The sequence below is a fragment of the Streptomyces flavalbus genome, from assembly GCF_042674625.1.
Lineage (GTDB): Bacteria > Actinomycetota > Actinomycetes > Streptomycetales > Streptomycetaceae > Streptomyces > Streptomyces flavalbus.
The window spans coordinates 5,739,411-5,752,260 of sequence record NZ_JBHTEB010000001.1 but is presented as its reverse complement, the minus strand read 5'-3'; the positions used below and the strand labels follow the sequence as shown (position 1 = coordinate 5,752,260).

The following is a 12,850-nucleotide window of genomic DNA, read 5'->3' as shown; positions in this document are numbered from 1 at the left end:
GTGAGTGTGATGCCAGGAGGTTAGCCGGGCGGTGCGCGGCGGCGGAAATCGGTTAGGGCCTGTCGCCCCGGCGGCGCAGCGGCAGTGGGGCGCCCATCACGGCGTACGGCTTGGGGGCGCTGGGGAACAGGACGCGGCGGGCGAGGTCCCGGTAGCCGAGGGAGTGGTAGAGGCCGCGGGCCGGGCTGTCGGTGTCGATCGCGGAGAGGATCGAGCGGGGTTCGGTCGCGGTGTCCGTGATGGTGGTGATCAGGGCGCGGCCGATGCCGCGGTTCTGGTAGCCGGGGTGGACGTGCAGTTCGGTGATGACGAAGGAGTCGTCGAGCCAGGCGTCGTGGCCCTCGGCGCGGAGGTACGGCTCCACGACCGTGGACCACCAGTGGGCGCGGCTGTTGGGCATCCCGTAGACGAACCCGACGAGGGCGCCGTCGGCGGTGGTGGCGCCGTAGGCCCGTGCGCCGGGGTAGGTCATGTGGCGCAGGACGATCTGGCGGCGTACGGCAATCTCGTCGGCGCCGAGGCCGAAGGCCAGGGCCTGCACGGTGAGTGCTTCGTCGACGTGGGTCGGCAGATCGAGGGTGCTGATCACGGTGTCGCGAAGCATGTGCGGAGCCTACAGGGGTGTTCTCGGTGTTCGCCGGGTGTAGCGGGAGTGTGGCCGATCAGAACGCCCGAGGCAGGTCGTCCGAGGCAGGACGTCCGAGGCAGGACGTCCGATCGGAACAGCCGACTAGAACAGCACGCTCATGAACGCGCCGACTTCCTGGAACCCCACCCTCTGGTACGTCCTTCTCGCCGCCGTGTTGTAGTCGTTGACGTAGAGGCTGGCCACGGGGGCGACGTCCGCGAGGGCGTAGCGCAGGACCGCGGCCATGCCGGGGGCGGCGAGGCCCCTGCCGCGGTGCTCGGGGGCGACCCAGACGCCCTGGATCTGGCAGGCGCGGTCGGTGGCGGCGCCGATCTCCGCCTTGAAGACGACCTTGCCGTGCTCGTCGAAGCGGGCGAAGGAGCGGCCGGAGCCGACCAGTTCGGCGACGCGGGCCTGGTAGAGCAGTCCGCCGTCACCGGCGAGCGGGGAGACGCCGACCTCCTCGGTGAACATCGCCACGCACGCGGGCATGATCGTCTCCATCTCGTCCTTGCGGACGCGGCGGACGTAGGGGTCCGGGGTGATGTCGGACGGCAGCCGGTCGGTGACCATGAGGGGCTGGTGGGCGCGGATCTCGCGGGGCGGGCCCCAGTGCGGTTCGAGCAGGCGCCACAGCAGGGCGGTGGGCTCGGCGGGGCCGACGACGGAGGAGCAGCGCCGTCCGGCGCGGCGGGCGCGGTCGGCGAAGGCGCGCACGGCGCGCGGGGTGGCGCAGATGGGGACGAGGTTGGCGCCCGCGTAGCACAGGGACGTCAGCATCCCGTGTTCGTAGAAGCCCCACATCTCGCCGCCGAGGCGCCAGGGGTCGAGCCCAGCGATCTGGACCCGGGAGGCCACGAAGGCGTTCGCGACCGGCTCGCGGTCGAGGACGGCGAGCGCGGCGTCCAGGTCGCTCGGTTCGAGGACCCGGGAGGTCGTCTGGGTCAACACGGTGCGGGGCCTCACAGGGGGATCTGCCGATCTCCGCACTGTACCTGCCGAATTCCCACGGCGTCGTCCCCGAGGACTGGCTCCCGCCTTCCCGGGGGGCAGGCCCCCAGCTCACCCCGGGGGGCGGGCCCCGGCTTCTCCCGGGGAAGCGCACTCCGGCTTGCCCCGGGCGGCGGCCCCGACTTCCCCCGGGGGGCGGGCCCGACTCCCCCCGGGGGCGGGCCCCGACTTGGCCACGAGGGGCGGGCTCCCGCTTCCTCAAGGGCGGGCGCTTAGCCGAGGGCTGGCTCCCGCCTCCCCGGAGGGGGGCTCCGACTTGCCCCGAGAGGCAGGCCCCGGCCTCTCCCAGAGGACGGGGCCCGTCTTGGCCCCGAGAGGCGGGCTCCGACTTCCCCGAGAGGCGGGCTCCGACTTCCCCCGAGGAGCGGGCTCCCGCCTCCTCAAAGGCGGGCGCCTCGCCCAGGGCTGGCTCCCGCCTCCCCGGAGGGGGCCCCGACTTGCCCCGAGAGGCAGGCCCCGGCCTCTCCCAGAGGACGGGGCCCGACTTGGCCCCGAGAGGCGGGCTCCGACTTCCCCCGAGGAGCGGGCTCCCGCTTCCTCAAAGGCGGGCGCCTCGCCCAGGGCGGGCTCCCGCTTCGCTTCCCGTGGTCCGGCGGAGGTTCGCGCCGCTCAGCCCGCGACCGACACCGAAGGCTCGCCGGAGGCGGTTCCCGCGGCTTCCATCTGCTCGGCGAGCTTCATCGCCTCTTCGATGAGGGTCTCGACGATCTTGGACTCGGGGACGGTCTTGATGACCTCGCCCTTGACGAAGATCTGACCCTTGCCGTTGCCGGAGGCGACGCCGAGGTCGGCCTCGCGGGCCTCGCCGGGGCCGTTGACGACGCAGCCCATGACGGCGACGCGGAGCGGGACCTCCATGCCCGTCAGGCCCGCGGTGACCTCCTCGGCCAGCTTGTAGACGTCGACCTGGGCGCGACCGCAGGACGGGCAGGAGACGATCTCCAGGCCGCGCTCCTTGAGGTTCAGCGACTCCAGGATCTGGATGCCGACCTTGACCTCCTCGGCGGGCGGCGCCGACAGGGAGACCCGGATGGTGTCGCCGATGCCCTGGGAGAGCAGCGCGCCGAAGGCGACGGCCGACTTGATCGTGCCCTGGAAGGCCGGGCCCGCCTCGGTGACGCCGAGGTGGAGGGGGTAGTCGCACTGCGCGGCGAGCTGCTTGTACGCCTCGATCATGATCACGGGGTCGTTGTGCTTGACCGAGATCTTGATGTCCCGGAAGTCGTGCTCCTCGAAGAGCGACGCCTCCCACAGCGCCGACTCCACCAGCGCCTCCGGGGTCGCCTTGCCGTACTTCTGGAGCAGGCGGCGGTCCAGGGAGCCCGCGTTCACGCCGATGCGGATCGGGGTGCCGTGGTCCTTGGCGGCCCGCGCGATCTCCTTGACCTTGTCGTCGAACTGCTTGATGTTGCCGGGGTTGACGCGGACCGCGGCGCAGCCCGCCTCGATCGCGGCGAAGACGTACTTCGGCTGGAAGTGGATGTCCGCGATGACCGGGATCTGCGACTTGCGGGCGATGGTGGCGAGGGCGTCGGCGTCGTCCTGGGTGGGGCAGGCGACGCGGACGATCTGGCAGCCGGAGGCGGTGAGTTCGGCGATCTGCTGGAGGGTGGCGCCGATGTCGGACGTACGCGTCGTCGTCATCGACTGCACCGACACCGGGGCGTCGCCGCCGACCGCCACGGTTCCGACCTGGATCTGCCGACTCTTGCGGCGCTCGGCGAGCTTGGTCGGAACGGACGGCATACCGAGAGAAATCGCAGTCATCTGCTGTGCAACCCCAAGTCGTGGATCAAGGTCCGGTTCCGTCAGCGGCGGACTCCGGAGTCCGAGATTACGGCACGGGCAGCACGCCGGGCACATCACGCCCCGCGAAACCCACCCGATGGAAGGCGGCCCGGCACCGAGGGTGCCGGGCCGCCTGGAACGGCGTGTGGCTACGAGATTCTCACCGGGTTAACCACGTCCGCGATCAGTACCAGGATCGTGAAGCAGACGAAGATCCCGGCGACCACGTAGGCGACGGGCATGAGCTTCGCCACGTCGAAGGGGCCGGGGTCGGGACGGCGCAGCACCCGGGCGATGTTGCGCCGCACCGACTCCCACACCGCGCCCGCGATGTGCCCGCCGTCGAGTGGGAGCAGCGGGAGCATGTTGAACAGGAACAGGGAGAGGTTGAACCCGGCGACCAGCATCAGGGCCATGGCCAGTTGCTGGGTGGGCGGGATGTCGAGGGTGAAGATCTCACCGCCGACGCGGGCGGCGCCGACGACGCCCATCGGGGAGTCCGGTTCGCGTTCGGCGCCGTCGAAGGCGGCGTTCCACAGGGCGGGGATCTTGCCGGGGAGGGCGGCGAGGGCGTCGGCGGCCTCGCTGACGCGGTCGGTCATCCAGACCACGGAGTCCCCGAAGTCCAGCTTGACGACGCCGGTGGCGGCGCTGAAGCCGAGGAAGCCCGCGGTGACGTACTCGCCCTGGACGATCTGGCCGTGGGAGTCCTTCTTGGCGACCTGGTTGGTGGCGATGGTCGCCTGGAGGGTGCGCTCCTGCCCGTCGCGCTCGACGACGATCGGCACGGACTCGCCGGGGTGGGCGCGGATCAGGTCGGAGAGTTCGTTCCAGTCGTCGGTGCGGACGCCGTCGAAGGCGACGATCTTGTCCCCGGCCTTGAGGCCCGCGGCGGCGGCCGGGGAGGCGGGGTCGCCGTCCTGGCACTTGTCGCGGTTCTCGCTCTGGGCGATGACGCACTTCGAGACGGAGCTGACGGTGGTGATCTGCTGGGTGATGCCGAAGCCCATCAGCACGGTGAGGAACAGCGCCACCGCGAGGACCAGGTTCATGAACGGGCCCGCGAACATCACGATGACCCGCTTCCACGGCTTGCGGGTGTAGAAGAGGCGGGTCTCGTCGCCGGGGCGCAGCTCCTCGAAGGCGGCGGAGCGGGCGTCCTCGATCATGCCGCGCCACGGGGAGGTGGAGCGGGCCTCGATCTTGCCGTCCGGGCCGGGCGGGAACATGCCGATCATGCGGATGTAGCCGCCGAGCGGGACGGCCTTGACGCCGTACTCGGTCTCGCCCTTCTTGCGGGACCAGATGGTGGGGCCGAAGCCGACCATGTACTGGGGCACGCGGATGCCGAAGAGCTTGGCCGTGGAGAGATGCCCCAGCTCGTGCCAGGCGATCGAGAACAGCAGGCCGACCGCGAAGACGACTATGCCGAGGATCATCATCAAGCTCGTCATGCACGCGCCTCCACCGTCAGTGCCGTCAGTTCCCTGGCCCGGGTGCGGGCCCAGGTCTCCGCTTCGAGGACGTCCGACACGGTCAGGGAAGTTCCCGTGCGGGGGGTGCCGTGCTCCTCCACCACCCGGGTCACGGTCTCCATGATCCCGTTGAAGGGCAGGGCCCCGCGCCGGAACGCGTCCACGCACTCCTCGTTGGCGGCATTGAACACCGCCGGGGCGGTGCCCGCGAGCGTACCGACGTGCCGGGCGAGGTCGACCGACGGGAACGCGTCGTTGTCGAGGGGGAAGAACTCCCAGGTGGAGGCGGTGCTCCAGTCGAAGGCGGGCGCGGCGTCGGGCACCCGCTCCGGCCAGCCGAGGCCGATGGCGATCGGCCCGCGCATGTCGGGGGGCGTGGCCTGCGCGAGCGTGGACCCGTCGGTGAACTCCACCATCGAGTGGACGTACGACTGCGGGTGGACGACGACCTCGATGCGGTCGAAGGGGATGTCGTACAGCAGGTGCGCCTCGATGACCTCCAGGCCCTTGTTGACGAGGGTCGCGGAGTTGATGGTGATCACCGGGCCCATCGCCCAGGTGGGGTGGGCGAGGGCGTCCTCGACGGTGACGTGCGCGAGGTCGGCCTTGGTACGGCCGCGGAAGGGGCCGCCGGAGGCGGTGACGACCAGTTTGCGCACGTCGGCGCGGGTTCCGGCGGCCAGCGCCTGGAAGAGGGCGGCGTGCTCGGAGTCGACGGGGATGATCTGGCCGGGCTTGGCGAGCGCCTTGACCAGCGGGCCGCCCACGATGAGCGACTCCTTGTTGGCGAGCGCGAGGGTGCGGCCCGCCTCCAGGGCGGCGAGGGTGGGGGCGAGTCCGATGGAGCCGGTGATGCCGTTGAGGACGGTGTGGCAGTCCGAGGCGGCGACCCGCGTGGCCGCGTCCGGGCCCGCGAGGATCTCGGGCAGCGGCTCCCCGGCGCCGTACTCGGCCCGCAGGGCTTCCCGGAGGTCCGGTACGACGTCCTCGCGGGCGACGGCGACGGTCCGCGCCCGCAGCCGGTACGCCTGCTCGGCGAGGAGGGCGACCCGGCCGCCGTTGGCGGAGAGTCCGGTGACCCGGAACCGGTCCGGGTTGCGCAGCACCAGGTCGATGGCCTGGGTGCCGATCGACCCGGTGGACCCGAGGATCACCACGTCCTTCGGGCCGCCGCCCGCTACGGGGTCGTAGACGAGATGCGGGTCGGCGAGGGGGGATGGGCTGTCGCTCATCCCCCCATTGTGGCCGCAAGGACGGTGTGCACAGGACAGGGCGTCCCGTCCCACGTCACCTGATCGGACGGCGCACGTTCTCCTTCGTGGCGGGTCCTGGGGTCGCGTCGGCGATCCACGGGCCGTCGTCCGAGGGGTCGAGGACGCCCTGTTCCAGCCAGGTGTAGGTGCCGGAGAGGACGCCCTTGACGACCTTGCGGTCCAGGTCGTCGGTGTTGGTCCACAGGCGGCCGAAGAGTTCCTCGACGCGGATGCGCGCCTGGTGGCAGAAGGCGTCGGCGAGCTGGTAGGCCTCGCGGCCGTGGTCGCCCTGGGAGCGGAGCAGTTCGGCGCGGACGCACGCCGCGCTCATCGCGAAGAGTTCGGCGCCGATGTCGACGACCCGGCCGAGGAAGCCCTGCTTGGTCTCCATGCGGCCCTGCCAGCGGGACATGGCGTAGAAGGTGGAGCGGGCCAGCTTGCGGGCGGTGCGTTCCACGTAGCGCAGGTGCGCGGAGAGGTCGACCTCCCGCTTGAACTCGGTGTACGACGTCGGGAGCTGGCCGGGGCCCGCGATGAGCCTCGGCAGCCACTTGGCGTAGAAGACGCCCGCCTGGGCGCCCGCCTTCGCCTTGTCCTGGAGGGACTTGTCGGGGTCGATGAGGTCCCCGGCGACGGAGAGGTGGGCGTCGACCGCCTCGCGGGCGATCAGCAGGTGCATGATCTCGGTGGAGCCCTCGAAGATGCGGTTGATGCGCAGGTCGCGCAGGACCTGCTCGGCGGGCACCGCCCGCTCACCGCGCGCCGCGAGGGAGGCGGCCGTCTCGAAGCCCCGGCCGCCGCGGATCTGGACCAGTTCGTCGGCCATCAGGCAGGCCATCTCCGAGCCGTAGAGCTTGGCGAGGGCGGCCTCGATGCGGATGTCGTTGCGGTCCTCGTCGGCCATCTGGGAGGACAGGTCGAGGACCGCCTCCAGGGCGAAGGTGGTGGCCGCGATGAACGCGATCTTCGAGCCGACCGCCTCGTGCAGCGCGACCGGCTTGCCCCACTGCTCGCGGGCGCCCGACCACTCCCGGGCGATCTTCAGGCACCACTTCCCGGCGCCCACGCACATCGCGGGCAGCGAGAGGCGGCCGGTGTTGAGGGTGGTCAGGGCGATCTTGAGGCCAGCGCCCTCGGGGCCGATGCGGTTCGCGGCCGGGACGCGGACCTGGTGGAAGCGGGTGACGCCGTTCTCCAGGCCGCGCAGGCCCATGAAGGCGTTGCGGTTCTCGACGGTGACGCCCTCCGAGCCCGCCTCCACCACGAAGGCGGTGATGCCGCCCTTGTGGCCCTCGGACCTGGGGACGCGGGCCATGACCACGAGCAGGTCGGCGACGACGCCGTTGGTCGTCCAGAGTTTCACCCCGTCGAGGACGTAGTCGTCGCCGTCGGGGACCGCCGTCGTCGCCAGCCGGGCCGGGTCGGAGCCGACGTCCGGCTCGGTGAGCAGGAAGGCGGAGATGTCGGTGCGGGCGCAGCGCGGCAGGAACGCGTCCTTCTGCTCCTGGGTGCCGAAGATCTTCAGCGGCTGCGGGACGCCGATGGACTGATGGGCGCTCAGCAGCGCGCCGACGGCGGGGCTGACGGAGCCGACCAGGGCGAGGGCCTTGTTGTAGTAGACCTGGGTGAGGCCGAGGCCGCCGTACCTGGTGTCGATCTTCATGCCGAGGGCGCCGAGTTCCTTGAGGCCGTCGATGACCTCGTCGGGGATCTGCGCGTCCCGCTCGATGCGGGCCGGGTCGATCTTCGTCTCGCAGAAGTCGCGGAGTTTGGCGAGGAACTCCTCGCCGCGCTGGACGTCCTCGTCGGCCGGGAGGGGGTGCGGGTGGATGAGGTCGAGCCGGAAGCGGCCGAGGAACAGTTCCTTGGCGAAGCTGGGCTTGCGCCAGTGCTGTTCCCGGGCGGCCTCCGCCACCTGGCGGGCCTCACGTTCGGTGACGGTGGGTCGGGTGGTGGGAGCTGCGGACATGAGGCTCACCTCGCCGCGAATCGGGATCATGGACCGTTTTGGTTACCGACGGGTGCTACCCGATCGTATGTACCCGATCCCGGGCGAGGCCACCACCCCGCGCGCAGCCGTTCGGCGGATTCGGCACGCGTGTCGGTACGGATGTCGGCGGACGGTGCGCCGGGGTCCGGCCGCCCGCTTACTTTGAGGAGCGCGAGGCGCGTCGACGGTGAGAAAGTCATCGAAGCGCTTCGACGGCTATGGACACCCACTCGCACTGAAGCTACTGTCGAACCACCCTCACCGCCCGTCATCGGCCACGCGCCACTGTCGAAGCGCTTCACAACCCTTGGAGAGCCGGATGGTCACCCTCGCCGAGGTCGCCCAGCACGCCGGAGTGTCGGCGAGCACGGTGAGCTATGTCCTCAGCGGCAAGCGGTCCATCTCCGCGACCACCCGGCTGCGGGTCGAGCAGAGCATCCGCGAGCTGGGCTACCACCCGAACGCCGGTGCCCGCGCCCTGGCCAGCAGCAGGTCGAACATCATCGCGCTGATGATCCCGCTCCGCACCGACCTGTACGTGCCGGTGATGATGGAGATCGCCATCGCCGTCGCCACCACCGCCCGCACCCACGGCTACGACGTCCTGCTGCTCACCGGTGAGGAGGGCCCGGACGCCGTGCGCCGGGTCACCGGCAGCGGGCTCGCGGACGGCATGATCCTGATGGACGTCGAACTGGACGACGAGCGGCTGCCCTTGCTGCGGGCGACCGACCAGCCGTCCGTGCTGATCGGGCTGCCCGCCGACACCGCCGGGCTGACCTGCGTCGACCTGGACTGGTCGGCGACGGGCGCGCTGTGCGTGACGCACCTGGCGCGGCTCGGGCACCGCGACGTCGCCGTCATCGGGGAGGCCCCGGCCGTCTACGAGCGGCACACCGGCTTCGCCGAACGCACCCTCGACGGACTCCGCTCCCAGGCCCGTGAGCTGGGCGTACGGCTGCTGCACCGGCCCTGCGAGGGCGGGTACGACGCGATGGCCGTGACGCTCGCCCGGGTCCTCGACGAACGGCCCGGCACCACCGGGTTCGTGGTGCAGAACGAGTCGGCGGTGGAGCCGCTGCTCGCGCTGCTGCGCCAGCAGGGCCGGGCGGTGCCGGAGGACATGTCGGTGGTCGCGATCTGCCCCGACCAGGTCGCCACCCAGGCGTCGGTGCGGCTGACGTCGGTCGCCATCCCGGCGCAGGAGATGGGCCGCAACGCCGTGGAGCGGCTGGTCGCCAAGCTCGACGGCCGGGGCACGGACGAGGTCGTGCTGATCGCCCCGGAGCTGACGGTCCGCGCCAGCTCGGGCCCTGCGCCGACCGCGTCCTGAGTCCCGCCCTCCCCCGTACGGCCCGCCCGGGCCACCCCTGCCCAGGAGCACCCACGTGAACCAGCCCAAGGTCAGCCTCGCCCAGTCGTCCCCCACCGTCGGCACGATCCGTGAGCGGGACGGCGCGTTGGAGTGGAGCGGCCGTCAGGAGACCGTACGCGTCGAGCCCTGGGGGCCGGACGCGGTCCGGGTGCGGGCCCGGCTCGGCGGCCCGGTGCTCGACGACCTGCCCGGCGCGCTGCTCGCGCAGGCGCCGCCGACCGAGGCCACCGTCAAGGTCGAGGACGGCCACGGGCGGCTGACGGTCGGGGCGCTGACCGTCACCGTCGACGCCGAGGGCCTGGTCCGCTTCCTGCGCACGGACGACGGCGGGGAACTCCTCGCCGAGGAGCGGGCGCACTTCTGGTGGCCGGGCCCGCGCCTGTACACGGCGGTCGGAGGCGGCCACCACCGCCTTGAGCAGCGGTTCGCCGCCTACGACGACGAGAAGCTGTACGGCCTCGGCCAGCACCAGCACGGGTTCCTGGACCAGAAGGGGCTGGTCGTCGACCTGGTGCAGCGCAACGCCGAGGTGTCCATCCCGGTGCTGACGTCCAGCCGCGGCTACACCCTGCTGTGGAACAACCCGGCGATCGGCCGCGTGGAGCTGGCCCACAACGGGACGCGGTGGGTGGCGGACTCGGCCCGCCAGATCGACTACTGGATCACCGCGGGCTCCCCCGCCGACGCCCAGCGCCGCTACAGCGCGGTGACCGGCCGCACGCCGATGCTGCCGGAGTGGGCGGCGGGCTTCTGGCAGTGCAAGCTGCGCTACCGCACCCAGGACGAACTGCTCGCCGTCGCCCGGGAGTACAAGCGGCGTGGCCTGCCGATCTCGGCGATCGTGTGCGACTTCTTCCACTGGACCCACCTCGGCGAGTGGAGGTTCGACCCGAAGGAGTGGCCCGACCCCGCCGCGATGGTCCGCGAGCTGGAGGAACTGGGCATCAAGCTCGTCGTCTCGGTGTGGCCGTCGGTGTCCCCGCTCTCCGAGAACCACCCGGTGATGGAACAGCGCGGCTACTTCATCGGCACCCAGTACGGCCCGCTCGCGCACGCCGACTGGCCGGACAAGGAGGTGGCGTCCACGGTCCAGGTGGCCTTCTACGACGCCACCAACCCGGAGGCCAGGGAGTTCGTGTGGTCGAGGATCAAGGAGAACTACCTGGACCCGTACGGCATCACCGCGTTCTGGCTGGACGCCTGCGAGCCGGAGCTGAAGCCGGGCTTCCCGGAGAACCTGCGCTACTGGGCGGGCCCCGGCCTGGAGGTCGGCAACCTCTACCCGGCCGAGAACGCCCGCACCTTCGACGAGGGCCTGCGCGCGGCGGGCGTCGACGAGGTGATCACGCTGAACCGCTCGGCGTGGGCGGGCAGCCAGCGGCACGGCGCCGCGCTGTGGTCCGGTGACATCGGCACCGACTTCGCCACCCTGCGCCGCCAGATCGCGGCCGGGCTGAACACGGCCCTGTCCGGCATCCCCTGGTGGAACACCGACATCGGCGGTTTCCACGGCGGCGACCCGGACGACGAGGCGTACCGCGAGGTACTGGTCCGCTGGTTCCAGTTCGGCGCGCTGTCCCCGCTGATGCGGCTGCACGGCTTCCGCGACCCGGGGATGCCGCTCGGCCCGGAGATGACGGGCGGCCCGAACGAGGTGTGGTCCTACGGCGAGGCGGCGTACCCGGTGCTGGAGAAGTACCTGCGGCTGCGCGAGCGCCTGCGGCCGTACGTGCTGGACGTGATGCGCGAGGCCCACGAGCAGGGGCTGCCGGTCATGCGCCCGCTGTTCCTGGAGTTCCCGGACGACCCCGCCGCCTGGCGGGTCGACGACGCCTACCTCCTGGGCCCCGACCTCCTGGTGGCCCCGGTCCTGACGGCGGGCGCGACGACCCGCACGGCCTACCTCCCCGCGGGCGCGCGCTGGACGGACGCGTGGACCGGGGAGTCGTACGAGGGCGGTACGACGGTCACGGTCGACGCGCCCCTGGACCGCATCCCACTGTTCCTGCGGGACGGGGCGAGCCTGCCCGTAGCGGAGTAGGGCGGCCCAACGCCCCGACGTGGGGCCCCGGTTAAGGTCCCTGTGTGGAGAGGAGCCGCCCCGTGACCACCGTCCCCCGTCCCCTCGCCCTGGCCAATGTGCTGGTGCGGCCGATGTTCCGGTCCCGTCGGGATCCCGACCAGGTCTTCGAGCGGCTGCTCGCGGAGGCGGGGCGGACCGTGCGGCGGGAGGCCGGGCGGACGCTCGGGGAGGAGCTGGGGGGTGACGAGGAGTTCACCGAGGGGTTCCGGCTGCTGCTGCGGCACTGGGCGGCGGCCGACGGCCTCACCCCGGTGGGCTGGCAGTCGGCGCAGGCGCACGTGCGCAGGCACCTCACCAACCGGGCCCGCGTCCGGCGACTGGTCGCCGAGCACCCGGCGATCGCGCGGGAGCCGATCGAGCGGCCGGTGTTCGTGGTCGGGCTGCCGCGCACCGCGACGACGCTCACGCACGGCGTGCTGTCGCTGGCTAAGGCGCACCGCGGCCCGCTGCTGTGGGAGCTGCTCACCCCCGACCTGCACACCACGCCGGTGCGGCAGCGCAAGGCGGTGGCGACGGCGCGCCGGATGGTGCGGGGCACCGACCTGTTCGTACCGCGCTTCCGGGACATCCACCCGATGGTCGCGGAGGGCCCCGAGGAGTGCACCTTCGCCCTGCCGCACGCCCTGATGCCGCTGTCCCAGGCCCGCATACCGGCGTACCAGGAGTGGCACTGCGGCCGGGACTTCACCGCCGACTACGAGCACCTCAAGCGGGTCTACCAGGTGCTCCAGTACGGCCGTCCCCGGCGCCGCTGGGTGCTGAAGTCGCCGATGCACCTGGAGAACCTGGACGCGCTGCTGCGGGTGTTCCCGGACGCGACCGTCGTGTGGACGCACCGCGACCCGGTCACCGTCCTGGCGTCGTTCTGCTCGCTGGTCGAGCACGGCATGACCGTCAGCACCGACCCCGTCGACCCGCACGCCATCGGCGCCACCTGGCTGGAGCTGCTGGGCCGGGCCATGCGCCGGGCGCTCGCCGCGCGGGCCGCGATCCCGGCGGAGCAGCTCGTGGACGTGCCGTACTCATGGCTGGGCACCGACCCGGCCGCGGGCGCCCCGAAGCTGTACGCGGCGGTCGGCGCCCGCTGGACGGACGCGGACGCCGCGCGGCTGCCGGAGGTGGCGGCCCGCCCCAGGGGCGCCCGGCCGCACGGCTACGACCTGGCCCGGTACGGCCTCGACCGCGCCGCCGTCGAGTCGGTGTTCGCCGAGTACGACGCCCTGCGGGCCGAGGTCGACCGGGCCTGA

9 protein-coding genes are annotated in these 12,850 nt (G+C 72.0%); 3 read left to right on the top strand and 6 right to left on the bottom strand.

Annotation, left to right across the window (positions count from 1 at the left end):
• Window positions 1-52: 52 nt before the first annotated feature.
• The 6 genes from ACFQZ6_RS25900 to ACFQZ6_RS25875 form a co-directional block, all read right to left on the bottom strand.
• Window positions 53-604, bottom strand: coding sequence for a GNAT family N-acetyltransferase (locus ACFQZ6_RS25900; RefSeq protein WP_381613171.1), 552 nt, complete (start codon window positions 602-604; stop codon window positions 53-55).
• Between the two features lie 126 nt (window positions 605-730).
• Window positions 731-1,579 carry a GNAT family N-acetyltransferase gene (locus ACFQZ6_RS25895; protein WP_381613168.1) on the bottom strand — a complete coding sequence of 283 codons (849 nt, stop codon included), beginning with the start codon at window positions 1,577-1,579 and terminating at the stop codon, window positions 731-733.
• A gap of 669 nt (window positions 1,580-2,248) precedes the next feature.
• Window positions 2,249-3,406: a flavodoxin-dependent (E)-4-hydroxy-3-methylbut-2-enyl-diphosphate synthase gene (ispG, locus tag ACFQZ6_RS25890; protein WP_381613164.1), complete on the bottom strand. Its 1,158-nt coding sequence runs from the start codon at window positions 3,404-3,406 to the stop codon at window positions 2,249-2,251.
• 170 nt (window positions 3,407-3,576) lie between these two features.
• Complete coding sequence (locus ACFQZ6_RS25885) at window positions 3,577-4,869, bottom strand: M50 family metallopeptidase (protein WP_381618644.1); 1,293 nt, start codon at window positions 4,867-4,869, stop codon at window positions 3,577-3,579.
• Window positions 4,870-4,877: 8 nt separating this feature from the next.
• Entirely contained in the window at window positions 4,878-6,134 is a 1,257-nt protein-coding gene (gene dxr, locus ACFQZ6_RS25880) for a 1-deoxy-D-xylulose-5-phosphate reductoisomerase (protein WP_381613161.1), read from the bottom strand.
• 55 nt (window positions 6,135-6,189) lie between these two features.
• Window positions 6,190-8,124, bottom strand: coding sequence for an acyl-CoA dehydrogenase family protein (locus ACFQZ6_RS25875; protein ID WP_381613158.1), 1,935 nt, complete (start codon window positions 8,122-8,124; stop codon window positions 6,190-6,192).
• Between the two features lie 340 nt (window positions 8,125-8,464).
• On the opposite strand from ACFQZ6_RS25875, the gene ACFQZ6_RS25870 reads away from it, so the two are divergent.
• The 3 genes from ACFQZ6_RS25870 (at window position 8,465) to ACFQZ6_RS25860 (ending at window position 12,850) form a co-directional block, all read left to right on the top strand.
• Complete coding sequence (locus tag ACFQZ6_RS25870) at window positions 8,465-9,478, top strand: LacI family DNA-binding transcriptional regulator (RefSeq protein WP_381613155.1); 1,014 nt, start codon at window positions 8,465-8,467, stop codon at window positions 9,476-9,478.
• Window positions 9,479-9,533: 55 nt separating this feature from the next.
• Window positions 9,534-11,561, top strand: a complete 2,028-nt coding sequence (locus ACFQZ6_RS25865; protein ID WP_381613152.1) for a glycoside hydrolase family 31 protein — start codon at window positions 9,534-9,536, stop codon at window positions 11,559-11,561.
• A 62-nt stretch (window positions 11,562-11,623) separates the two neighbouring features.
• Entirely contained in the window at window positions 11,624-12,850 is a 1,227-nt protein-coding gene (locus tag ACFQZ6_RS25860) for a sulfotransferase family protein (RefSeq protein WP_381613149.1), read from the top strand.

Excerpts from the sequence above, each read along its gene's own strand:
- dxr (WP_381613161.1), bottom strand. The coding sequence starts at position 6,134 with ATGAGCGACAGCCCATCCCCCCTCGCCGACCCGCATCTCGTCTACGAC.
- ispG (WP_381613164.1), bottom strand. The coding sequence starts at position 3,406 with ATGACTGCGATTTCTCTCGGTATGCCGTCCGTTCCGACCAAGCTCGCC.
- ACFQZ6_RS25900 (WP_381613171.1), bottom strand. The coding sequence starts at position 604 with ATGCTTCGCGACACCGTGATCAGCACCCTCGATCTGCCGACCCACGTC.
- ACFQZ6_RS25870 (WP_381613155.1), top strand. The coding sequence starts at position 8,465 with ATGGTCACCCTCGCCGAGGTCGCCCAGCACGCCGGAGTGTCGGCGAGC.
- ACFQZ6_RS25885 (WP_381618644.1), bottom strand. The coding sequence starts at position 4,869 with ATGATGATCCTCGGCATAGTCGTCTTCGCGGTCGGCCTGCTGTTCTCG.
- ACFQZ6_RS25875 (WP_381613158.1), bottom strand. The coding sequence starts at position 8,124 with ATGTCCGCAGCTCCCACCACCCGACCCACCGTCACCGAACGTGAGGCC.